19 protein-coding genes are annotated in these 21,733 nt (G+C 71.2%); 9 read left to right on the top strand and 10 right to left on the bottom strand.

Annotation, left to right across the window (positions count from 1 at the left end; translation table 11 throughout):
- Positions 1–545 precede the first annotated feature (545 nt).
- Positions 546–833, bottom strand: a complete 288-nt coding sequence (locus tag ACIRB1_RS12135) for a chorismate mutase (protein WP_403465460.1) — start codon at positions 831–833, stop codon at positions 546–548.
- 437 nt (positions 834–1,270) lie between these two features.
- On the opposite strand from ACIRB1_RS12135, the gene guaA reads away from it, so the two are divergent.
- On the top strand, positions 1,271–2,842 hold the full coding sequence (gene guaA, locus ACIRB1_RS12130; RefSeq protein ID WP_366316429.1) for a glutamine-hydrolyzing GMP synthase: 1,572 nt from the start codon (positions 1,271–1,273) through the stop codon (positions 2,840–2,842).
- Positions 2,843–2,851: 9 nt separating this feature from the next.
- Here the strand turns inward: guaA and ACIRB1_RS12125 are convergent, their stop codons facing one another.
- Positions 2,852–3,355 carry a pyridoxamine 5'-phosphate oxidase family protein gene (locus ACIRB1_RS12125; protein WP_403465459.1) on the bottom strand — a complete coding sequence of 168 codons (504 nt, stop codon included), beginning with the start codon at positions 3,353–3,355 and terminating at the stop codon, positions 2,852–2,854.
- Between the two features lie 153 nt (positions 3,356–3,508).
- Here ACIRB1_RS12125 and ACIRB1_RS12120 point away from each other — a divergent pair, with 153 nt between their 5' ends.
- Positions 3,509–4,303: a class II aldolase/adducin family protein gene (locus ACIRB1_RS12120; RefSeq protein ID WP_403465458.1), complete on the top strand. Its 795-nt coding sequence runs from the start codon at positions 3,509–3,511 to the stop codon at positions 4,301–4,303.
- Between the two features lie 5 nt (positions 4,304–4,308).
- On the opposite strand, the gene ACIRB1_RS12115 is transcribed toward ACIRB1_RS12120, so the two are convergent.
- Complete coding sequence (locus tag ACIRB1_RS12115; RefSeq protein ID WP_403465457.1) at positions 4,309–5,208, bottom strand: DUF4429 domain-containing protein; 900 nt, start codon at positions 5,206–5,208, stop codon at positions 4,309–4,311.
- Positions 5,209–5,417: 209 nt separating this feature from the next.
- Here ACIRB1_RS12115 and ACIRB1_RS12110 point away from each other — a divergent pair, with 209 nt between their 5' ends.
- Together ACIRB1_RS12110 and ACIRB1_RS12105 are read left to right on the top strand one after the other, a co-directional pair.
- Positions 5,418–6,698 carry a hypothetical protein gene (locus ACIRB1_RS12110; RefSeq protein WP_403465456.1) on the top strand — a complete coding sequence of 427 codons (1,281 nt, stop codon included), beginning with the start codon at positions 5,418–5,420 and terminating at the stop codon, positions 6,696–6,698.
- Between the two features lie 140 nt (positions 6,699–6,838).
- Positions 6,839–7,369 carry a DoxX family protein gene (locus ACIRB1_RS12105; protein WP_403465455.1) on the top strand — a complete coding sequence of 177 codons (531 nt, stop codon included), beginning with the start codon at positions 6,839–6,841 and terminating at the stop codon, positions 7,367–7,369.
- A 153-nt stretch (positions 7,370–7,522) separates the two neighbouring features.
- On the opposite strand, the gene ACIRB1_RS12100 is transcribed toward ACIRB1_RS12105, so the two are convergent.
- On the bottom strand, positions 7,523–7,765 hold the full coding sequence (locus ACIRB1_RS12100) for a hypothetical protein (protein ID WP_403465454.1): 243 nt from the start codon (positions 7,763–7,765) through the stop codon (positions 7,523–7,525).
- Entirely contained in the window at positions 7,752–9,137 is a 1,386-nt protein-coding gene (locus ACIRB1_RS12095) for a PspC domain-containing protein (protein ID WP_403465453.1), read from the bottom strand. The genes ACIRB1_RS12100 and ACIRB1_RS12095 overlap by 14 nt, the downstream gene beginning before the upstream one ends.
- A gap of 231 nt (positions 9,138–9,368) precedes the next feature.
- Here ACIRB1_RS12095 and ACIRB1_RS12090 point away from each other — a divergent pair, with 231 nt between their 5' ends.
- Both ACIRB1_RS12090 and ACIRB1_RS12085 read left to right on the top strand, forming a co-directional pair.
- On the top strand, positions 9,369–10,661 hold the full coding sequence (locus ACIRB1_RS12090) for a PspC domain-containing protein (RefSeq protein ID WP_352182038.1): 1,293 nt from the start codon (positions 9,369–9,371) through the stop codon (positions 10,659–10,661).
- The gene (locus ACIRB1_RS12085; protein ID WP_366316411.1) at positions 10,658–11,377 is read left to right on the top strand and encodes a response regulator transcription factor; all 720 of its coding nucleotides are present in this window, start codon (positions 10,658–10,660) and stop codon (positions 11,375–11,377) included. Before ACIRB1_RS12090 ends, ACIRB1_RS12085 begins: the two co-directional genes overlap by 4 nt.
- A gap of 103 nt (positions 11,378–11,480) precedes the next feature.
- Here the strand turns inward: ACIRB1_RS12085 and ACIRB1_RS12080 are convergent, their stop codons facing one another.
- On the bottom strand, positions 11,481–12,554 hold the full coding sequence (locus tag ACIRB1_RS12080; RefSeq protein WP_403465452.1) for an NlpC/P60 family protein: 1,074 nt from the start codon (positions 12,552–12,554) through the stop codon (positions 11,481–11,483).
- 426 nt (positions 12,555–12,980) lie between these two features.
- Between ACIRB1_RS12080 and ACIRB1_RS12075 the strand changes: the two genes are divergently transcribed.
- Positions 12,981–13,334, top strand: a complete 354-nt coding sequence (locus ACIRB1_RS12075) for a hypothetical protein (protein WP_403465451.1) — start codon at positions 12,981–12,983, stop codon at positions 13,332–13,334.
- Here the strand turns inward: ACIRB1_RS12075 and ACIRB1_RS12070 are convergent.
- Both ACIRB1_RS12070 and ACIRB1_RS12065 read right to left on the bottom strand, forming a co-directional pair.
- The gene (locus tag ACIRB1_RS12070) at positions 13,312–14,301 is read right to left on the bottom strand and encodes a tellurite resistance/C4-dicarboxylate transporter family protein (RefSeq protein WP_403465450.1); all 990 of its coding nucleotides are present in this window, start codon (positions 14,299–14,301) and stop codon (positions 13,312–13,314) included. The two genes, ACIRB1_RS12075 and ACIRB1_RS12070, sit on opposite strands and share 23 nt — an antisense overlap.
- Positions 14,302–14,398: 97 nt before the next feature.
- The gene (locus ACIRB1_RS12065; protein WP_403465449.1) at positions 14,399–15,322 is read right to left on the bottom strand and encodes a C40 family peptidase; all 924 of its coding nucleotides are present in this window, start codon (positions 15,320–15,322) and stop codon (positions 14,399–14,401) included.
- 321 nt (positions 15,323–15,643) lie between these two features.
- Between ACIRB1_RS12065 and pcrA the strand changes: the two genes are divergently transcribed.
- A complete protein-coding gene (gene pcrA / locus ACIRB1_RS12060; RefSeq protein ID WP_352182044.1) occupies positions 15,644–18,139 on the top strand; it encodes a DNA helicase PcrA in 2,496 nt (831 codons plus the stop codon).
- Positions 18,140–18,194: 55 nt separating this feature from the next.
- Here pcrA and ACIRB1_RS12055 read toward each other — a convergent pair whose 3' ends face one another.
- Both ACIRB1_RS12055 and ACIRB1_RS12050 read right to left on the bottom strand, forming a co-directional pair.
- Positions 18,195–19,715 (bottom strand): M23 family metallopeptidase, encoded by a 1,521-nt coding sequence (locus ACIRB1_RS12055; protein ID WP_403465780.1) that lies wholly within the window; start codon positions 19,713–19,715, stop codon positions 18,195–18,197.
- A gap of 239 nt (positions 19,716–19,954) precedes the next feature.
- A complete protein-coding gene (locus ACIRB1_RS12050; RefSeq protein ID WP_403465448.1) occupies positions 19,955–20,821 on the bottom strand; it encodes an esterase/lipase family protein in 867 nt (288 codons plus the stop codon).
- Between the two features lie 485 nt (positions 20,822–21,306).
- Between ACIRB1_RS12050 and ACIRB1_RS12045 the strand changes: the two genes are divergently transcribed.
- Positions 21,307–21,732 (top strand): cobalamin B12-binding domain-containing protein, encoded by a 426-nt coding sequence (locus tag ACIRB1_RS12045; RefSeq protein WP_403465447.1) that lies wholly within the window; start codon positions 21,307–21,309, stop codon positions 21,730–21,732.
- Position 21,733 lies beyond the last annotated feature (1 nt).

Genomic DNA, 21,733 nt, shown 5'->3' with positions numbered 1-21,733 from the left:
GCGGGACGGAGCCGCGGGGCCCTTCTCCGTCAGCACCGACGTCAGGGCAGCGCCGGTGCCTGGGAAGCGGCGCCGGGGGGTTGCGCCGCTTGTCTCGCGTGCCCTGGGTCGGCGCCCCGGCGCACACGGGGCGCGCGCTTGGTCTCGACCTTTGGCAGGGGAACAGTGCACTGCAATACGGTTGTCTGCTCCGGGACTTGGGGACGGTGAAGCCTCCGGGGCCCTCTACGCATCGTGCTGGATGGACGCGGCCTCCGCAACCGTTCGATCCGGCTTTGTGCATTTTTGCAGTTTCCGCCGGGCGGCCCCGGGCGTCCCCGGGACCGACCGTTCTCTTGGGTGAGGTGACCGGGCTGCTGTCCCCTGCCGTCCGGTCACGACCCTGGAGCGAGGTCCCACGACGCACGGCACGTTCCGTACGTCTCATCGCCCCAGTGAGCCACGCGTGGTTCTTTCGGGCCCGCCCCTGGCTGGCACGGACACCACCACCAACGAAGCGGTTCAGGGACCGGTCACGCGCCGTACGGGTGAGAGCGGGCCCGAACTCAGATACGACCCCGGGACAGTTCGAGCAGCGTCATCGCGAGGGCGGTACCGGGCTTGCCGAGCGCGTCGCTGTAGTGCCGGAGGACCTCGTTCTCGCGGGTGAGGCTCACCCGCCGCCCGCCGGACGCGATCCGGGTCTCCTGCACCACGGCGGAGACGGCGACCCGTTCCTGGATCAGCCCGATGAGGCGGTCGTCGAGGGCGTCGATACGGGCACGGGCGTCGGCGATCGTCTGCTCGGGACTGGTCGTCGGAGTGGTCGTCGGCGTGGTCGTGGTGGCGGTCATCGGGGGCTCCTTGTCGGATACGGACGCGGTACCCCGGGGCGACAGATCCGGGAAAACAACAGGCGCCCCGGACCTGTCGGCCCGGGGCGCCTGGGAAGTCGCTTGTCAGTAGCTCAAGCAGCACGACCATGGCAGCCGGCGGGCCGGTTGCCATAGGTAAAGAGGTAGGTCGGGTGTGTGAGCATGGGGGCGAGTATGGCACAGAACGGCTGCGGGGTTCAGGGTGGCCGTGCGGGCCGCCGGGCCGGGCGGGTGGGACGCCTTCGCGGCCTGCCGGGACGGGCGGTGCGCGGGCGTCGGCCCGGGGGGCCGGAGGCTGGACCCCCGGGGACGACCAGGTGTCCCGGGAGGCGGGGTCCCCAGGGACGACCAGGTGTCCCGCCCGAGCCCCGTTAGAATCGGTGACCAGAACCCCGCCCAACCGCCGGAAGGCCCCCGTGTCAGCAGCGACCCCCGCCCCCGACACCGTCCTGGTCGTCGACTTCGGCGCGCAGTACGCCCAGCTCATCGCCCGCCGCGTCCGCGAGGCCCGGGTCTACAGCGAGATCGTGCCGAGCACCATGCCGGTCGCGGAGATGCTCGCCAAGAACCCGGCGGCGATCATCCTCTCCGGCGGCCCCTCGTCGGTGTACGCGGAGGGCGCCCCCCGCCTGGACCGCGCCCTCTTCGAGGCCGGCGTCCCCGTCTTCGGCATGTGCTACGGCTTCCAGCTGATGGCGACGACCCTCGGCGGCACCGTCGACAACACCGGCGCCCGCGAGTACGGCCGTACGGGACTGCACGTCTCCAAGGCGTCCTCCACCCTCTTCGAAGGCACCCCGGTCGAGCAGTCGGTGTGGATGTCGCACGGCGACGCCTGCTCCGCCGCCCCCGAGGGCTTCACGGTCACCGCGTCCACGGACGTCGTCCCGGTCGCCGCCTTCGAGAACGACGAGAAGAAGCTCTACGGCGTCCAGCACCACCCCGAGGTGATGCACTCCACGCACGGCCAGCAGGTCCTGGAGCACTTCCTGTACCGCGGCGCGGGCCTCACCCCGAACTGGACCACCGGCAACGTCATCGACGAGCAGGTCGCCCTCATCCGCGAGCAGGTCGGCGACAAGCGCGCCATCTGCGGTCTGTCCGGCGGTGTCGACTCCGCGGTGGCCGCGGCCCTGGTCCAGAAGGCCATCGGCTCCCAGCTGACCTGCGTCTACGTCGACCACGGCCTGATGCGCAAGGGCGAGACCGAGCAGGTCGAGAAGGACTTCGTGGCCGCGACCGGCGTCCAGCTCAAGGTCGTGGACGCGGAGGAGCGGTTCCTGACCGCGCTCGCCGGGGTATCCGATCCGGAGCAGAAGCGGAAGATCATCGGCCGCGAGTTCATCCGCGTCTTCGAGCAGGCGCAGGCCGAGATCATCGCGGACGAGGGCCCCGAGGTCGCGTTCCTGGTGCAGGGCACGCTCTACCCGGACGTCGTCGAGTCCGGCGGCGGCACCGGCACGGCCAACATCAAGTCCCACCACAACGTGGGCGGCCTGCCCGAGGACCTGGAGTTCCAGCTCGTCGAGCCGCTGCGCAAGCTGTTCAAGGACGAGGTCCGGATGGTCGGCCAGGAACTGGGCCTGCCGGAGGAGATCGTCCAGCGCCAGCCCTTCCCCGGCCCCGGCCTGGGCATCCGGATCGTCGGCGAGGTCACCAAGGACCGCCTCGACCTGCTCCGCGAGGCCGACGCGATCGCCCGCGAGGAACTGACCGCGGCCGGTCTCGACCGTGACATCTGGCAGTGCCCGGTGGTCCTCCTCGCGGACGTCCGCAGCGTCGGCGTCCAGGGCGACGGCCGCACCTACGGCCACCCGATCGTCCTGCGCCCGGTCTCCTCCGAGGACGCGATGACCGCCGACTGGTCCCGCCTGCCCTACGAGGTCCTCGCGAAGATCTCCACCCGCATCACGAACGAGGTCGCCGACGTCAACCGGGTCGTCCTCGACGTCACGTCGAAGCCCCCGGGGACCATCGAGTGGGAGTAGTCCCCACCGTCACCGTCTCCGGAGTGTCCGCACCGGCGCTCCGGGGTGCCAGACCTGAGTGACGAGATACGTCTCGTCCTCGACGTAGGTCCGCACGACCTCCGTCACCTCGGTGCGGAAGAGGTGGAACGGCTCCGGCGGTTCCACCTCTTTGCTGTACGCCCCCTTCACCCCGGGGTCGGTGACCTCCACCGCCCGCCCGCCGATCCGCACGTCCCCGCCGCCCATGTCCGTACCCGCCCCTGGGTTCGCCTGGAGCGCGAACCGTGGATCCCGCCGCAGATCCAGCGCCTTCAACGAGTCGGGCATCATCCCGAACCACAACTCCCCGTCCAGGAAACGCACTTCGAGCCCGCTCGTCCGCGGCGAGCCGTCCTTGCGCAGGGTCGCGAGGACGTGGTGCGGTCTGTACTCCGCGGAGGACACCGCCGCACCCCCGCCCCCGAAGCGCTTCTCCACGGTCGCGGCGAGTTCGGGTTCGGCGGCGACGAATACGGCCCAGTTCGATGTCATACGGTGACTGTCCCGCCGATACCCGACATCCACTGTCCGGATTAATGGCCGCCCGGCCCTCTTGGTGCCGCATCTTTACAGAACACCACTGCCCTTTTCGCCTCACCGACGGTAACTTCCGCCGGTAACCAGGAACCCAGTGCTGGAGGACCGATGCACGGGCCGACGCCGCCCTCCCCCCTGCCCACCGACCGGCTGCAGTTCGCCATGCCGCCGATGCACGAGTCGGTCGAGGACGAACGCCGGCACCGCAAGGAACGCCTCGCGGGCGCCCTGCGCCTGTTCGGCCGGCTCGGCTTCGAGGACGGCGTCTCGGGACACATCACCGCGCGCGACCCCGAGTTCACCGACTGCTTCTGGGTCAACCCCTTCGGGATGCCCTTCCGGCACGTCACCGTCAGCGATCTGGTGCTGTCCAACTCGGACGGCCAGGTGCTCCAGGGCAGCCACCATGTGAACCAGGCCGCCTTCACCGTGCACTCCCAGGTCCACGCCGCCCGCCCGGACGTCGTCGCGGTCGCCCACTGCCACTCCGTGCACGGCCGCGCGCTCTCCGCCCTCGGCGACTTCCTCGACCCGATCAGCCAGGAGAGCTGCGCCTTCTACGAGGACCACGCGCTCTACGACGCCTACAGCGGGGTCTCCGTCGACGCCGAGGAGGGCAAGCGGATCGCCGCCGCGCTCGGCTCCCGCAAGGCGCTCGTGCTGCGCAACCACGGCCTGCTCACCGTGGGCGACTCGGTGGACGCGGCGGCCTGGTGGTTCCTGTCGATGGAGCGCTCCTCCCAGGTCCAGCTCCTCGCCAAAGCCGCGGGCCGCCCCCTCCTCATCGACCACAAGCTCGCCGTCGCCACCCGCGAACAGACCGGCGGCGACCTGGTCGCCTGGATCAACTACCAGCCCCTGTGGCAGGACATCAGCCGCAGCGAACCCGACCTCCTCAGCTGAGGCACCTACCGGAAACCCCGCAGCACCGCCGCCTTGGTCATCGTGAACTCCTCGTCCGTGAGCACACCGTCGCGGTGCAGCTCCCCCAACTCCCGCAGCCTGCGCAGGAGTACGTCGTGATGGTCGGCCGGGGGCGGGACGCGGGCCGCCCGCGACGGACGGTCCCCGAACCCGCCGTCGCCCTCGCCCTCGCCGCGCGCCGACGGATGCGGCAGCCGCGAGGTCACCGCCGTGGCGACCAGCGCGGTGAGCAGATCCCGGCGGGTGCTGCCCCACAGATCGAGGGCGTACGGGTCCTTCTCCGGCGGCAGTTTCGAGAACACCGTCTCGCGGGTCACGAACCGCATGAACCCGTCCTCGTAACCGGTGTTGGGCAGCCACTCCACCTGCACCAGATCGCCCACGGCGACGATCCGCGGCCCGGTGGCCCGCTTGACGCGCTCCGAGGTGTCGGCCCAGTCGATCCGCACCTGCGCGCCGTCGAAGGACACCGTGCCGTCGGACGAGCGCACCGAGACCGGAACCGGCGGCCCGGGCAGCAGATACGCCTTGGTCGGGTCCTTGGGGATCTGGTCGAGGAGCAGCGCGTGCCGGATCTCCTCCGCCACGTACTCGGCGACCCCGGACCGGTCGATGTCCACCAGCAGCCGGTACGGGTCCGCCGCGTCCGGCAGCCGTCCGCCGGTCGCCTGGAGCAGCGGGTCGGCACCCTCGCGCAGCCTCAACCGCAGGCGGCCACGTCTGCGTTCCGGTTCGTAGACGACGCCCGCGACGGCTTCGAGGGGCACGGTGATCTCCCCGTACGTCTGCCGGAACAGCGGCACGGAGCGGTGAAGTCCCGGCGTGATCCGGACCGTTGTGCCGTCGAAGGCCCAGGTCCCGTCGCGCTGGATGATCTCGGCCATAGGGAAATTCTCGCAGCCGGGTCAACACGGCGGCCGTCACTTCACCCGCGCTGACCAGACCTGCCGGACGCGGGCCGTGTCCCGTAGGGCACAATCCGCTGTTGTCGTACGGGAGTTGCAAGGCGGTGGCCAAAGGCTTCGGAGCCGGCCGCCGAACACGAGGGTCCGGGGTCACGGGCCGCGGGGCATGGGGAAGGCAGGCGTCGGGCGTGGCGGTGCAGGAGGCGAGACAGGGCGGCGAGCACGTCGGTGTCCACGGAGGCGGCTGCACCTGCGGGGACTGCCCGCACGGGGCACGCGAGGGGCACCGGCGCGCGGTCGCCGCGTTCCTCGTCAAGCGGGACGGGTTCGCCGCAGGGGAGGGGCTGCCCGCGGCCGTGGCGCACTCGGCGTCCGCCTCCCGGCAGTGGGTCTCGGACGAACTGACCCAGTCCGCCGACGTCGTCGCCGAACGCGGCCGAGCCGAGGGCGGCGCCTGGCTGGCCCGCCTCTGGCACCGCACGGCCTTCGCGGTGTGGGGCGCCTTCGTCGTCCTGCTCCTCGTGCAGGCGCTCACCGCGATCGGCGCGGGCTGGACGGCGGCCCGCACGGCCGGGCTGCTCGCCGCGCTCCTGGTCGCCGGTGCGCTGACCGCGGCCTCCTGGTTCCACCGGGCGCGCGGCGGGGCGCTGGCCCCGGTCATCGGTGAGGACAACCGGCTGTCGACCTCCCGTGCCGTGGCCGTGTCCTGGGTGCTGTTCGTGGTGTACGCCGTGCTGGTCCTGGCCGGGCGCCTCGCCGCCGCCTCCGACCACGCCGAACGCGACGCCCTCATCTCCGGCCTCGAACTCGCCCGCGCCGCCGGTGTGGTGACCGTCCTCGCCGTGGTCTGCGCGATCGCGGTGCTCGTCCGCCGCGTCGTCGGCCTGCGGGTGCTGGGCCAGCGCCTCCAGAAGGTCCCCGCGGACCGCCCCCGCGCGGCCGACCTCCTCACCGACGACGCGGGCCGCGGCACCTTCGCCGACATCCAGTACGTCGCGATCAGCGCCGTCGCCCTCGTCTTCGTCGCCGTCCGCCTGGCCCGCCGCCCCGACCAACTGCCGGACCTGCCCTGGGGGCTGGCGGTCGTGGTGCTGATCTCGGCGGCGACGTACCTGGCCGGCAAGTACGCCGAGGGCGGCCGGCCGGTCATCCTCTCCGTGGTGCGCTCCCGCGAGGCGGGCGACCTGGACGCCCCCATCCGCACCGGCGACGACATCGAGATCCGCGGCGCGGGCTTCGTGCCCCCGGGTGCCCAGACCGCCGACCGCCTCTCCCGCATGGTCGTCCGCATCGGCCCCGTCAACGTCCACGTCCCCCTCGTCCCGGTCACCGGCGGCTTCTCCAACCCGACGGACACCCTCCTCACCGTCCCGGTCCCGGCCGACGTCGAACCCGGCCGCGTGGAAGTACAGGTCGTGACGGCCGCGGGCGTGGAGACGAACGCCTGCGTCGTCGACGTGACGGACTGACGCCCTCGACGGGCCGCCCACCGCTTGAGCCGTGCCAAGGTCGCGAAAACTGGTTGAAGAATCATTGAGCGGGTCCCCCTATTCGTACGTATGGTCAGTTGAGGGGTCACGGCACAGCGGGCGAGAGGCGGCTAAGGGCGATGACTCACGGCACTCGAATGGATACGCAAACCCCGTACCTCGACGGCGACCGAAGCTGGCGGGACACCGCCACCCGATACGCCCTGCTCCCACTGCGCGTCTTCCTGGGCGTCACCTTCATCTACGCCGGCCTGGACAAACTCACCGACAGCGCCTTCATGAAGTCCTCCGGTGCCGGCTCGATCGGCGAGACGATGCGCGCGGTCCGCGACTCCTCGGCGATCCCGGCCCTGGTCGACCTGGCCCTGAAGAACCCCGTCGGCTTCGGCTACGCCATCGCCTTCGGTGAACTCGCCGTCGGCATCGGCACGTTGATCGGCCTGCTGGCCCGCCTCGCCGCCCTCGGCGGCGCACTGATCTCGCTCAGCCTGTGGCTGACCATCAGCTGGGCCAACGACCCGTACTACTACGGCAACGACCTCGCCTATCTGATGGCCTGGCTGCCCCTTGTCCTCGCGGGCGCCTCCATGTTCTCCCTGGACGCGGTGATCCGCGGCAGGCGAAGGCAACGGGCTGGGGGATACCGGTAGTTCTGGCGGGTCCGGAAGTTCCGGCAGGTCCCGGAGTTCCCGGAGTCCCCGGAGTCCCCGAGGAGGGAACCGGCGGCGGTAGCTCCGCCCAGCCGTCAGCCGTCCGGGACCGACCGTCCCGGGCCAGCCGTCATCACCGTCCGTAGGCGATCGTCAGCCGGATATGTCCGGACCCGGGTCGGCCGTGTTCCTGCGGGCGGCCCCTCGGCGTCTGCGGACCGCGCCGTTGATGCCCGCCGCCACACCGGCCAGCACCAGGCCAGCCGTGACCAGCGGGATCACGGCGAACCACTCGGTCACCCACAGGCCGCCCGCGTCCCCGGCGTAGACCACGCCCGCGGCGGCGAGGAAGAGGCCGGCGACCAGCTTTCCGGGCTGGAACTCATGACGCAGCACGGCTGACCTCCGCCTGTCCGACGCCGACATGTAGGTCCAGGGTCAGCGTGCCGGTGCTCTTGACGCCCGTCGCCGGGGTCAGAGTGACCTGCCGGTGCTTGCCCGGCTCCACGTCCACGTCCTTCTTGTCGTCACCGGGCAACTGGATGTCCCCGACGCCCACGTCCACATTCAGCTCCACCGTCACGTCCGACGGGACGATCACCTGGAGCCGTCCGACGCCGACCTCCGCGTCCGTCGCGACCGCCTGGCCCTTGGCCAGGCGCAGGTGGGTCAGATCGAGTGTCCCCACCCCGTTCCCCAAGTCGTACTTCTCCTGGACCTCCGCGACCGCCGCCGGCTGCCATCTCACGCGCTCCCAGTGCGTGGTGAGGTCCTTGGGCAGGGCCGCCGAGGCGGCGAGCAGGCCGGCCGTGACGATCGCGAGGAACACCGAGCCCGCTCCCGTCCGCCCGAGGAACGCGCTGACCGCGATCCCCAGGCCGAACACCACGAGCGCACAGGCCAGCCCCGCCTGAAGGCTGGTGCCGAGCGCCTGGTCGTCCCATTTCGCGGCGGTGCCGACCGCTCCCGCGCCGAGCGCGAGAAGGAAGATCCAGCCGCCGATCCAGCGCGGGCCGCGCGGCTTCGGGGGCGCCGGGCGCGGGGTGCGCTGGTCCTCGCGCCAGTGCGGGTACGACGGGGAGAGCCGGGCGTCGACCACGTCCGCGATGTCCCGGTCGCGGGAGTCGCCGGGACCCCACAGATAACCTGTGCCCCCCACGTGGGTGCCGTCCTTGACGATCGGATCACGCCACCAGGAGGGATAGGAGGTGACCACCGGCGGTGCCTGAGCCTCCGGCGGCGCGTCGGCGACGGCCTGCGCGGCCAGCGGGTCGGGGTCGGGGGCGCCGCGCTGCTGCGACCAGTACCCCGCGCCCGCCAGCAGGAGGGAGAGGACGACGGCGAACGTCAGCACGCTCCCGTTGCTCAGCATCGACAGGAACACACCGCAGCCCACCAGCGCGAACAGCACGGCCGCCAGGGCCTGGCCGTCGACGCGGCCGGTGAAGAGTTTGCGGACCTCGTTCTCCTCCTCGTCTTCGTACGGGACGAAGAGCCAGGCGAAGCCGTAGAAGATGAGGCCGATGCCGCCCGTCGCGGAGAGCACCGCGAGGGTGATCCGGAAGATCACCGGGTCCATGTCGCACTGGCGGCCGAGCCCCGCGCACACCCCCGCGAGCACCTTGGACCGCCGGTCCCGCCGGAAGCGGTGCGGAGCCGCGGCCGCGGTGCCCTCGCCGGGCACGGCGTCCCGCGGCCCGCCGCCCGCTTCCGGGGCCGGGCCGGAGCCGGGTCCCGGACCCGTCGCGGCGCGCTCGTGATCTGTCATGCGTCCATGCTGCCCGCCGCGAGCCGCCGATGGCAGTCGGGACAACCCTGGCCGAACCCTGAGATCCGCCCTGACCCGGGCCGGGGGAGTGTTCGACGGCGTCCCCGACTCCGCGAAAGCCGCTCGCCGCGCGCCGATTCCGAGGGCGCGGCCCGCCGGATTCGAAGATCAGGGGAGTCTCGGGGGTCGACCCTGATGCCCTGAACGGCGGGCCGTGTGAACATCGGTGGCATGCCGGAAGCCGCAGCATTGCCAGTCGAGGACCCGCGGCCGCCGCGCAAGCTCTACCGCAGCAGTGACGGTCGCTGGCTCGGCGGAGTGGCGCGGGGGCTCGCCGGGCATCTCGGCCTGCCGGTGATCTGGGTGCGGCTGGTGTTCGTCGGGCTGTTCCTCGCGGACGGACTCGGCGCGCTGTTGTACGCGTCGTTCTGGTTCTTCGTGCCGCTCGGCGTCGGCGGTGTCGCCGGCCAGCGGCCCCCGTCGCTCGTCTCCACCGAGACCTCGCCGGACGGCCGCCGCAGACTCGTCGCCCGCAAGCCCGACAAGGGCCAGATCGTCGCCCTGCTCCTCATGGTCGTCGTGGCCCTGGTCTTCGTCGGCAACGTCAATCTGGGCAACGGCGCGAAGGCCTATCTCTTCCCCACCGTCCTCGTCGGCGCGGGCGTCGCCCTCGTCTGGCGCCAGGCGGACAACGCGCGCCGCGCCCGCTGGGCCGAGGTCGGCAGCCGCCGCCGTACGCTCAGCCTGCTGCGCGCGGGCGGCGGCGTCCTGCTGGTCACCGCCGGTGCCACCGCGATCTTCGTGCTACAGGGCTCCGCCGACCACCTCGGCTCGGTCCTCCAGGCCGCCCTCGCGGTCCTCGTCGGCATCACGCTGCTCGCCGGCCCGTACCTGGTGCGGATGACCCAGGACCTCTCCGAGGAACGCCTGATGCGCATCCGCGCCCAGGAGCGCGCCGAGGTCGCCGCCCATGTCCACGACTCCGTGCTGCACACCTTGACGCTGATCCAGCGCAACGCCGACAGCCCCGGCGAGGTGCGCCGCCTGGCCCGCGCCCAGGAGCGCGATCTGCGCGCCTGGCTCTACAAACCGGGGGGCACCGGCAAGGACGAGGCCGACGAACCCGACACCCTCGCCGAGGCGGTCCGCCGCAGCGCGGCCGAGGTCGAGGACAAGCACGGCGTCCCCATCGAAGTCGTCGTGGTCGGCGACTGCCCGCTCGACGACAGAATCGGCGCCCAGATGCAGGCCGCGCGCGAAGCGATGGTCAACGCGGCCAAGTACGGTGGCGAGGGCGGCGCCGTGCAGGTCTACGCCGAGGTGGAGGGGAAGAAGGTCTTCGTGTCCGTCCGCGACCGCGGACCGGGCTTCGACCTCGACTCGATACCCGGTGACCGCATGGGCGTCAGAGAATCGATCATCGGCCGTATGGAGCGTCACGGCGGTACGGCACGTCTGCGCGCGGTGCCGGACGGCGGCACCGAGGTCGAGCTGGAGATGGAGAGGGCGGAGAAGACGTCATGAGCGACACGACCGAGACGAGCGAACCGGCGGAGCCGACCGGCGGGAGCGCGGGCGGGCGTCACGTGCGCGTGGTCCTCGTCGACGACCACCGCATGTTCCGTACGGGGGTCCAGGCCGAGATCGGCCGGACCGACGAGACCGGTGTCGAGGTGGTCGGCGAGGCCGCGGACGTCGACCAGGCGGTCACGGTGATCACCGCGACCCGCCCCGAGGTGGTCCTTCTCGACGTCCACCTCCCGGGCGGCGGCGGGGTCGAAGTCCTGCGCCGCTGCGCCCCGTTGATGAGCGACGCCGAGCAGCCCGTCCGCTTCCTCGCCCTGTCCGTGTCGGACGCGGCGGAGGACGTGATCGGGGTGATCCGCGGCGGTGCGCGCGGCTACGTCACCAAGACGATCACGGGCACCGACCTCGTCAACTCCATCTTCCGGGTCCAGGAAGGCGACGCCGTCTTCTCCCCGAGGCTGGCCGGGTTCGTCCTCGACGCCTTCGCGTCGACCGACGCCCCGCCGGTCGACGAGGACCTCGACCGCCTCACCCAGCGCGAGCGCGAGGTGCTCCGCCTCATCGCACGCGGGTACGCGTACAAGGAGATCGCCAAGCAGCTGTTCATCTCGGTGAAGACGGTCGAGTCCCATGTCTCGGCGGTGCTGAGGAAGCTCCAGCTGTCGAACCGGCACGAGCTGACCCGGTGGGCGACGGCACGGCGACTGGTGTGACCCGTAGGGGCCGGACCCGGTAGAACGCGACCCGGTAAGGGCCGACCCCGTGAAAGCCCGAGCCCCTGAGAGCCCGACCCCGTAAGGGAGTTCGCCCGGGGATTCACACCACCCGGGTCGCTCCGGCGAACGGCATCTCGTCGATGGGTGCCAGCCGCACCGGGGCCGTCGGGTTCGGGGCGTGGATCATCTGGCCGTCGCCGACGTAGATGCCGACGTGACTGATGCCGGAGTAGAAGAAGACCAGGTCGCCGGGGCGCAGTTCGGAGCGGGAGACGCGCTGCCCGGCGTTGATCTGGGCGTAGGTCGTGCGGGGCAGTGAGACGCCGGCGGAGTTGTAGGCGGCCTGGACGAGGCCCGAGCAGTCGAAGGCGTGCGGGCCCGTGGCGCCCCAGACGTAGGGGCTGCCGAGTTTCTGGTAGGCGTAGGAAACGGCGGCCGCGGCGCGGGAGTTGGGGGCGTCGGCAGCGGCGGCGGAGGAATGGGGGGCGGCCAGCGCGCCCCGGGCGGTCGTGGAGGAGCGGGAGGCGCGACCGCCGGACGTGGGGCTTGTGACCTGGGCCTGTTGCTGCGGGGTCAGGCGGGAGAGCAGGCGGCGGGCCTGGTCGAGCTTGCCGGTGATCGTGGTCTTCTGCTTCTTCAGCTCGGCCTGCCGCGACTTCAGGGAGGTCAGTTCGATGTGCGCGGCACCGCGCAGCTGCTCGATCTCGCGCAGCTGTTGGCGTACGAGTTCCACGGCCGCCGTCTGCCGGTGGCCGACCCGGTCGGCGAACTCGGCGCCGTCCAGATACCGTTCGGGGTCGTTCGAGAGCATGAGCTGCACCGCGGGGTCGATCCCGCCGCTGCGGTACTGCGCGGCGGCGACGTAACCCAGCGCTTCCCGCGCCGAGTTGAGTTTCTCCGTCTTGCGCGCCGCCTCGTCCCGCAGGGTGTTCAGCTGCTTCTCCGCCGCGTCCGCCTTCTCCTTCGCGCCGTCGTACTTCTCGGTCGCGACCTCCGCCTCCTGGTACAGCTTGTCCACCTTGGCCTTGACCTGCGTCGGTGTCAGCTGTGGCTCGGCGTGGGAGGTTCCGTCGAAGGCTGTCGCCGTCGCCGCGCCCGCGAGGGCGATGGTGACGGCGGTGCGGGCCGTATTGCCGCTGAGCGAGCGCTGTCGGAGCTTGCGGTGCGCTGCCACGTGGACTGCACGTCCTTTCGTACGACCGCCGGGGGAGCGGGCGATTGCGCGTCCGGCGGCGGCCCGCACAGGGGGAGCGGGGCCGCCGCCGGACCTTTTCGGCGGTGGTGTCCGACTGCCGCCCCTGGTCCGGGCGGCGATGGTGAGCCGGTCACCTGGTGGAGGACGCTAAACCTGACGGTGACGGCCCGGTAACGCATGTCCGGAACTGACAGGAGGTGACCGCGAGCTGACCATGGATGACTGTGATCCCGGTCCGGGGTCGCCGCCTTCACGCGGCGCGCTGACCGATGCGGCGGTTCCGGCGTGGGGCGGTGCGGCACGGTGCTATGGGCCGCATATATGCGACGGCCGGGAGTGGTTCGGGAGGCGCGACGCGGGGGCGGTGTCGGGAGCCCTCAGGGCCTCTGATTAGGCTCCGGACCCATGGACGTACTCATCCATCTCTTCGTCGGCCTGCACATCATCGGCATCGCCGCGCTGCTCGGCGGTTTCCTCACCCAGATGAAGGCGATGGGCCAGGGCACCGCCCGCTTCGTCCCCGGCATGCTGCACGGCGCGCTGACCATGCTGGTCACCGGCGCGATCCTGGTCGGCCTCAACCAGGCCGACGACCAGCACGTCAACAACGTCAAGATCGGCATCAAGCTCGCGCTGCTGATCGTGATCCTCGGGCTCGTCTATGTGAAGCGGGACGAGGAGACGGTCGACAAGAGCCAGTTCGCGCTGGTCGGGGGCCTGACCATGGTGAACATCTTCATCGCGGTCCTGTGGACGTGACCCGCCCCTCGGGCCCCGCGTAGAACCGCACCGCCCCGACCGCGACCACCAGCCAGCCCGCCACCGCGATCCACACCAGTACCTGTCCGGGCGTCCTGAGCCACGAGAAACCCAGGGCGGTCCCCACGGAGAGCACGGCCACCGCCGTCATCCCCAGGGGGAACACGGTCGCCCAGCGCCGCACGTCGTAGCGCAGCCGGGGCCGGACGACCTCCGCGACCGCCAGGACGACGTACCAGGCCATGACGAGCACCAGCAGGGCCTCCGTCACGGCGCGCAGGACGCCCCGGTCGTCGGAGTTCCACAGGTACAGCCCCGAGCTGCCCGCCGCGACCAGCTTCGCCCCGGCGAGCGTCGAGATCGCCAGCGCGCCGCCCACCACCCAGTGGTCCCCGGCGCCCGTCACCACCTGCCGTACGTCGAAATGGGCCAGGGCGACCCCGTAGAGGACCAGTCCGAGCCAGAACAGCACCAGTGCGGTGTGGGCGAGCCAGGCCACCGACTGCGCTGCGGCGAGCGTGGCGCCCAGTACGGCGAGGCCCTGTGTGGCCACGCAGACGAGGAAGACCGCGCCCGCCATCCCGCGCTTCCAGTGCCGTACGACATCGACGAGCAGCCCCGGCCACAGCACCGCGGCCAGGGCCAGCAGCGCTTCCGCGAGGGTCTGCCGGCCGGCCGCCGAGAAGCGGGTGCCGAGGACGGTGGTCGCGGCCACGGCGGTCAGCCCGGCCGGTGTCTCCGCCTCCGCGAGCCACCGCTGACGGTCCCGCAGCAGCCGTACGACGAAGTCCGCTGCCAGGGCCAGCCAGGCGGCGCAGGCCAGGGCGAGGACGATGCGGGACAGCGTCTCGTGGCCGATGAGGTGCAGGCCGATCGAGATGATCGCGGCGGCCATCACGGCGGTTCCGGCCGCCGCGGGCCGCTGGGACCACCAGGGGCGGAAGCGGGACATACCGGTAGCGGGCATGGGCCGATGCTAGGGAGCCGCTCCGGTGCCGACGGCGGGCCACGCGCGCGTGGAGCTCAAAAACACCTGCACGCGTGTGTGCGTGCCGAGAACCCGCTCAGGCCGGCCGCACCACGCTGTGGATGACCGCCGTGCCGTCGTAGTGGACTGACTCCTCGCGGACGTAGGCGCCGGGCTTCGGGGCGTGGATCATCATGCCGTCGCCGACGTAGACACCGACGTGGCTGCTGTCGTCGTGGAAGAAGACCAGGTCACCGGGTTGCGCCTCGGCCAGGGGGACCGTGGTTCCGGCGTCGGCCTGGTCGGTGGTCGCGCGCGGGAGGGTGACTCCGGTCGCCTTCCAGGCGGCCTGGGTGAGGCCGGAGCAGTCGTAGGAGCCGGGGCCGGTGGCGCCCCAGACGTACGGCTTGCCGACCTGGGCGCGGGCGAAGGCGATGGCCTTGGCGGCCTTCGTGGCGTACGAGGCGTCGGAAGGGGTGCCCTTCGCCGTCTCCGCCTGCTGCTGCTCCTGCGCGGTCAGCCGCGTCAGCAGCTCGCGTGCGGTGATGAGCTTCTTCTGGACGGTGGCCTTGGCCGTCCCCAGATCGCTCCGCGTGTCACCGGGGGCCCCAGGGCTTCCGGCCGTCGGCTGCCCGGTGGCGTACGCCTCGCCCGCGTTCCTGCGGCGCATGGCAAGCCGGTTCATCAGCTGGGTCTGCTCGAAGTAGTCCGGCGGGATGTCGGCGAGCCGGAAGCCCGAGGCGTCCGGTGCGGAGACCCCGGTGCGGTACTGCGCGGCGGCGAACGAACCCAGCCACTCTCGCGCGGAGTTGGGCCTCTGCGCGCGCTCGGTCACGTCGTCCAGGTGGTCGTCGACGCGCTTGCGCGGCCTGGCCGCCCTCTCCCCGGCCGCGGTGTACTTCTCGGTCGCCGACTCCGCCCGCCGGTAGAGGTCGTCGATCTTCCTCTCGACCTCTCCGAGGCCCGGGCTGCCTGCGATGCGCTTACCCGCGGAACGCGGCTTGCGGTGCGACGACGCCAAGGGAGGCGACCCCTTCCAGATGGTGCCCCAAGGGCCGTTGCTGTCCTGTTGGGCCGCGACTGCCCCACGGTCCGTGCCCGGAAAGGGAGTTGGACCGACGCGCCCCAGGTCGGCGGGGTCGTGCGGCTTGATCGAACGCTAACCAATATGTGTGGCTCGCGTGAAGGTCGATGTTCGGTATGCCCGGTACGCGCCCGTGACCTTGACCATGTGCGGGATCGGTCGTCGCTGATCGTGAATGAGCGATTCCGGTCCGTGAATTTTCCCGAGTTCTCGGGGTGGCGGCCGGTTGTCAGTGGGGCGCCCTAAACTCGGAAGGCGATGAGCAGCCTCTTTGACGACAGCTTCCTGGCGGATCTCCAGGGGCCCCGTGCCCACGAGGGAGAGCCCCCGCCCCCGCCCGAGGACGAGCACGGTCCTGAGCCGATTCCGGACGACCTGTTCGGCGGGAAGTTCGACGTGCCCGCGAGCAGGGACGCCCACTACCGCGACGGCGCCCCCCGCCCGGTCGTCGACCCGGCGGCCCTCCTGGACGGGCTGAACGAGAACCAGCGCGCGGCCGTCGTCCACTCCGGCAGCCCGCTGCTCATCGTGGCCGGCGCCGGCTCCGGCAAGACCCGTGTGCTCACCCACCGCATCGCCCACCTCCTCGGCGAGCGCCATGTGCACCCCGGGCAGATCCTCGCGATCACCTTCACCAACAAGGCCGCGGGCGAGATGAAGGAGCGCGTCGAGCAGCTCGTCGGCCCGCGCGCCAACGCGATGTGGGTGATGACCTTCCACAGCGCGTGCGTCCGCATCCTGCGCCGCGAGTCGAAGAAGCTCGGCTTCACGTCCTCGTTCTCGATCTACGACGCCGCCGACTCCAAGCGCCTGATGGCCCTGGTCTGCCGCGACCTGGACATCGACCCGAAGAAGTTCCCCCCGAAGTCCTTCAGCGCCAAGATCTCGAACCTGAAGAACGAGCTGATCGACGAGGAGGACTTCGCCGCCCAGGCCACCGACGGCTTCGAGAAGACCCTCGCCCAGGCCTACGCCATGTACCAGTCGCGGCTGCGCGAGGCCAACGCCCTCGACTTCGACGACCTGATCATGACGACGGTCAACCTGCTGCGCGCCTTCCCGGACGTCGCCGAGCACTACCGCCGCCGCTTCCGGCACGTCATGGTCGACGAGTACCAGGACACCAACCACGCGCAGTACGCGCTCGTACGGGAGCTCGTCGGCACCGCCGCGCACGACGAGGACACCCCGCCCAGCGAACACGACCTGCCCCCCGCCGAGTTGTGCGTCGTGGGTGACGCCGACCAGTCGATCTACGCCTTCCGGGGTGCGACGATCCGCAACATCCTCCAGTTCGAGGAGGACTACCCGAACGCGACGACGATCCTCCTGGAGCAGAACTACCGCTCCACGCAGACGATCCTGAGCGCGGCCAACGCGGTCATCGAGCGCAACGAGTCCCGCCGCCCCAAGAACCTGTGGACCAACGCGGGCGCGGGCGCGCAGATCACCGGCTATGTCGCCGACACCGAGCACGACGAGGCGCAGTTCGTCGCCGAGGAGATAGACCGTCTCACCGACGCGGGTGACGTGAAGGCCGGTGACGTCGCCGTCTTCTACCGGACGAACGCCCAGTCCCGTGTCTTCGAGGAGATCTTCATCCGCGTCGGCCTGCCCTACAAGGTCGTCGGCGGTGTCCGCTTCTACGAGCGCAAGGAGGTCCGGGACGTCCTGGCCTACCTCCGCGTGCTGGCCAACCCGGAGGACTCGGTCCCGCTGCGCCGCATCCTCAACGTCCCCAAGCGCGGCATCGGCGAGCGCGCCGAGGCGATGATCGACGCCCTCTCGCAGCGCGAGAAGATCAGCTTCCCGCAGGCGTTGAAGCGCGTCGACGAGGCGTACGGCATGGCCGCGCGGTCGACGAACGCGGTCAAGAAGTTCAACACGCTGATGGAGGACCTCCGTACGATCGTCGACTCCGGGGCGGGCCCGGCGACGGTCCTGGAGGCCATCCTCGAACGCACCGGCTACCTCGCCGAGTTGCAGGCCTCGACCGACCCGCAGGACGAGACCCGCATCGAGAACCTCCAGGAACTCGCCGCCGTGGCCCTGGAGTTCGAGCAGGAGAACAGTGACGGGGAGGGCGAGACGCCGGTAGGGCTCGCCGCGTTCCTGGAGCGGGTGGCGCTGGTCGCCGACTCGGACCAGATCCCGGACGAGGACGAGGACGGCTCCGGAGTCATCACGCTGATGACTCTGCACACCGCCAAGGGACTCGAGTTCCCGGTCGTCTTCCTCACCGGCATGGAGGACGGCGTCTTCCCGCACATGCGGGCCCTCGGCCAGACCAAGGAGCTGGAGGAGGAGCGGCGCCTCGCGTACGTGGGCATCACGCGCGCGCGGGAACGCCTCTACCTCACCCGCTCGTCGCTGCGCAGCGCCTGGGGACAGCCGTCGTACAACCCGCCCTCGCGCTTCCTGGAGGAGATCCCGGCGGCGCACGTGGAGTGGAAGCGGACCGGCGCCATGGCGGCTCCGCCGTCGACGGGTCCGGCCTCGGGCATCGCGGCCTCGCTGTCCTCGTCCCGCTCGCGCTCGTCGGCGTCGGGCGCCTCGGGCTTCGCGACCCGCCGCACCTCGGAGAAGCCGGTCGTGGCGCTTGCCGTCGGCGACCGGGTCACGCACGACCAGTTCGGCCTCGGCACGGTGGTCGGCGTGAAGGGCACGGGGGCGAACGCGGAGGCGACGGTCGACTTCGGGGAGCCGAAGCCGAAGCGGCTGCTGCTGCGGTACGCGCCGGTGGAGAAGCTGTAGCCCGTAAGGGAGTTGCCCTTACGGGGTCTGCCCGTAAGGGAGTCGGGCGGGCGGCTCAGGTCGGGTCGAGTCCGTGGCTGCGCAGCCACGGGAGCGGGTCGATGGCCGCCCCGCCCGCCGGGCGCACCTCGAAGTGCAGATGCGGACCGGTGGAGTTGCCCGAGTTCCCGGAGTACGCGATCGGGTCGCCGGCCTTCACCGTCGTACCGGAGGGGACCCGGTAGCTGGAGAGGTGGCAGTACCAGGTCTGCGTGCCGTCCTTCTCGGTGAGGATCAGCATGTTGCCGTAGGCGCTGTTCCACTTCGTGCTGACGACGCCGTCGGTCGCGGCCATCACCGTCGTGCCGTACGAGACGGGGAAGTCGATGCCCGTGTGCACGGACATCCAGTTGACGCCCGCCTGGCCGAAGTAGGCGCTGAGGCCTCTCTGCGTCACCGGCAGCACGTACTTGGGGCGCAGCCGCTCCTTGCGGGCCGCCTCCGCCGCCGCCTTCTTCTTCTCGGCCTCCTGCTGGGCCTTGAGGTCGATGCGTTCCTGCGTACGGCTGGCCCGGTCGGCGAAGTCGTCGGCACCGGCCGACAGGCTCTTGATCTGGGCGTCCAGCTTGTTGTTCGCGACGGACGGCTGCACCGTGGCCGCGTCGGCGGCCGACGCCGTGGTGTCACTGCCCCCGGTCAGCGTGCCGACGGACGCGGCGGCGATGCCGGCGACACCCATCACACACGCGGACGGTACGGCGATGGTCATCAGCGCGGACCGCTTCGGGGGCGTACGGCGCCTGGAACGGCCGCCGTTGCGGGACGCGGCGCGTGAGGCGGTCTCCGGGTCCGGGGTGAACTCCTCCTGATCCTCCAGGAGTTCGTGGTGCGGCTGGGCGTCGTCGTGGTCCGGGTCGGCGTCGTCGAGGGCGGGCAGCTCGCCGGTGGCGGTCAACTCGCCTTCCTCCGGGGCCGGTTCGCCGTACGACTCGCCCGCTCCGCCGTAGGTCCCGTCGTACGAGGCCTGCTCGAAGGTGGTGGTGGCCTCGGCGGGGGTGCCGTCGGCGTTCCACTGCGTGGCGTCGTACGCGCCGGTGTCGAAGGCCTGCGTGCCCCATTCCCACTGCTGGGTCTGGTCGGCGGGGGCGGGGTGCTGGGCCGAAGTGTCCGGCTGGAGCCAGGCGTTGGCGTCCCACTGGCCGCTCGCGTCGTGACCGGCGCCCTGCGGCGGGATGGCGGACAGCTGCTGGTAGTCGGCCGACCAGGCGGTGGTCTCGTAGGCGCCCGTGTCGTAGGTGGCGTGGTGCTGGGCCGCGTACGGGTCGTAGTTCAGGGTGTGTTGGGCACCCGTGGACCAGGCGGAGGAGTCGTAGGCGCCGGTGTGGTGGGACCCGGTGTCGTGGGCGTGGCCCGACATGTCGCCGAAGAGGGGGTCGGTCGCGAAGCTCGCGGTGGCGTGGCCGCCGGCCGCGCTCTGCTGAAAACCCGTGGCGGTGTGGTCGCCGTACGTGGTGAAGTCACCGAACTGGGCGTCCTGTCCGCCGTACGACGCGTAGGGCGCCGAGGTGGCATCGGAAGCCGGAGCCGGGGTGGTCATGGTCCCCGACGGGTGACGATCGTTCACCAACTTCTCTATTCGCCTCGACAACAGGGGCTGCCAGAGCAGTGCGGTGGACTGTACCCGGCGGTATGCGGGCACGACAATCTTCATCAGGTTTCGCGTCAGCAGGAAACGGGCATTCGGCCGTGTTTCGGGGGACGGCGGGCGCGGGTTTGGCCTTGAGTTCGAATAGCGTTCGATCTTCCGGGTTCTGTGAGCCCCCTGTCGGTCTCCGGTCAGGCCACTGTCAGGCCGCCGGCGCGGGTGGCGGGCCGGGGTTCCGGCCGCGGGGTGTCGAGGGCCTGGCGTATGCCCGTCGCGACGGCCGGATGGACCGGCAGGGCGAGATGGCCGATACCGCTGACCTGGACGTTCTGGGTGATCAGGTCGGGGTGGTCGACGCAGGCCGTCTCCAGCGGCTCCATCAGGTGGTCGAGGTCGCTCCAGAAACTGACGAAATGCGTGCGGCAGCCGGGTGCGGGCCGGGCCAGCTCCTCGATCACCGGCGAGCCGGGCCGCATCTGGCGGACGATCGGGTGGGCGTTCGCCAGCGGCGCCACGGCGGTGCCCGAGTGCGGGGTGCCGAGCGTCACCAGCGTGCGGACCCGCAGGTCGCCGCCGAGCCGCTGCGCGTAGTAGCGCGCGATCAGCCCGCCGAGACTGTGGCCGACGATGTCGACCTCGCGGCTGCCCGTGCGCTCGCAGATCTCCTCGATGTGCCGGCCGAGCAGCTCCGCGGCGGTGCGGATGTCGCAGGTCAGCGGCGAGTAGTTCAGCGACTCGACCTGGCGGTGGCCGTGCTGGGCCAGGGAGCGGCGCAGCAGCACGAAGACCGAGCGGTTGTCGATGAACCCGTGCAGCAGCACCACCGGCGGCTTCGCCTCGGTCGGCAGCCGTGTCGCGTCCTCCGGGGAGGGCGGTTCCGGCAGCGGTTCCCGGCGTTCCTGGGCGATGCCGGAGGGATAGAGGAGAAGGTGGCCCGCGAGGATCGCGATCTCCAGGGCGGTCGCTTTCAGGAGGGTCATGGAGAGGCCCGCCAGCCTGCTGGGCAGGAGGCGCTGACAGAGGGGGAGAATGGGCGCTACGGCCCCGGTGACCTTCATGGCCGACCTCCTGTCGGCACACGGAACGACAGCTCCGTCCCCCGTGTGCCCTCGTGGGAGGCCACGGCGAGGATCACCGACGGTGCGCGAGGGGTAAGCGTGGGGTGAGCGCGGCGTACGGCGGATGCGATGCCGTCGACCGGACGGGGAACCCTGCCGAAGAGGCGACGAGGCTTCCCGCTGTCGTGCCGTGCCTGCCCTGCGTGCCCTTCGTGCCCTTCGTGCCTGCGCCGATGCGCCGCACCACCACGGCGCGCGGCCTGCGGCGCGGTAGTCCGGCGACCTCGTTGCGGCTCCCGGTGCGCGTGTTCCCGTCGGAACGTCGCGCGGTGAACGTGTCCCATTGTGTGATTTCCCCCTCGGTATCCGCCGCGAAACTGCCGGTTGCGGGATGCTGGAGATAACGTTCGTTCACTTCCCGCAATGAGGCGGGTGCCGCGGTACCCGTGGGTAGGGATGAAAGCAGTCGCTTCATGGAGGCAGTGATGGGTGTGGCAGCCGGTCCGATCCGCGTGGTGGTGGCCAAGCCGGGGCTCGACGGCCACGATCGCGGGGCCAAGGTGATCGCGCGGGCGCTGCGCGACGCCGGTATGGAGGTCATCTACACCGGCCTCCACCAGACGCCCGAGCAGATCGTCGACACCGCGATCCAGGAGGACGCCGACGCGATCGGCCTCTCCATCCTCTCCGGCGCCCACAACACACTCTTCGCCGCGGTGATCGACCTGCTGCGGCAGCGCGAGGCGGAGGACATCCTCGTCTTCGGCGGCGGCATCATCCCCGAGGCGGACATCGCCCCTCTCAAGGAGAAGGGCGTCGCGGAGATCTTCACGCCCGGGGCGACCACGCAGACGATCGTGGACTGGGTGCGGGAGAACGTGCGGCAGGACTCCACCACCGGAACCCGGTGAC

Source organism: Streptomyces sp. NPDC096013, from assembly GCF_044763565.1.
Classification (GTDB): Bacteria; Actinomycetota; Actinomycetes; order Streptomycetales; family Streptomycetaceae; genus Streptomyces.
This window is presented reverse-complemented; position numbering and strand designations above follow the sequence as displayed.

Bases quoted from the DNA above. Each gene is read 5' to 3' on its own strand.
- ACIRB1_RS12075 (WP_403465451.1), top strand. From the start codon at position 12,981: ATGGACGTACTCATCCATCTCTTCGTCGGCCTGCACATCATCGGCATC.
- ACIRB1_RS12070 (WP_403465450.1), bottom strand. From the start codon at position 14,301: ATGCCCGCTACCGGTATGTCCCGCTTCCGCCCCTGGTGGTCCCAGCGG.
- ACIRB1_RS12045 (WP_403465447.1), top strand. From the start codon at position 21,307: ATGGGTGTGGCAGCCGGTCCGATCCGCGTGGTGGTGGCCAAGCCGGGG.
- ACIRB1_RS12115 (WP_403465457.1), bottom strand. From the start codon at position 5,208: ATGGCCGAGATCATCCAGCGCGACGGGACCTGGGCCTTCGACGGCACA.
- pcrA (WP_352182044.1), top strand. From the start codon at position 15,644: ATGAGCAGCCTCTTTGACGACAGCTTCCTGGCGGATCTCCAGGGGCCC.
- ACIRB1_RS12135 (WP_403465460.1), bottom strand. From the start codon at position 833: ATGACCGCCACCACGACCACGCCGACGACCACTCCGACGACCAGTCCC.
- ACIRB1_RS12120 (WP_403465458.1), top strand. From the start codon at position 3,509: ATGCACGGGCCGACGCCGCCCTCCCCCCTGCCCACCGACCGGCTGCAG.
- ACIRB1_RS12050 (WP_403465448.1), bottom strand. From the start codon at position 20,821: ATGAAGGTCACCGGGGCCGTAGCGCCCATTCTCCCCCTCTGTCAGCGC.
- ACIRB1_RS12090 (WP_352182038.1), top strand. From the start codon at position 9,369: ATGCCGGAAGCCGCAGCATTGCCAGTCGAGGACCCGCGGCCGCCGCGC.
- ACIRB1_RS12055 (WP_403465780.1), bottom strand. From the start codon at position 19,715: ATGACCACCCCGGCTCCGGCTTCCGATGCCACCTCGGCGCCCTACGCG.
- ACIRB1_RS12095 (WP_403465453.1), bottom strand. From the start codon at position 9,137: ATGACAGATCACGAGCGCGCCGCGACGGGTCCGGGACCCGGCTCCGGC.
- ACIRB1_RS12125 (WP_403465459.1), bottom strand. From the start codon at position 3,355: ATGACATCGAACTGGGCCGTATTCGTCGCCGCCGAACCCGAACTCGCC.
- ACIRB1_RS12085 (WP_366316411.1), top strand. From the start codon at position 10,658: ATGAGCGACACGACCGAGACGAGCGAACCGGCGGAGCCGACCGGCGGG.
- ACIRB1_RS12105 (WP_403465455.1), top strand. From the start codon at position 6,839: ATGACTCACGGCACTCGAATGGATACGCAAACCCCGTACCTCGACGGC.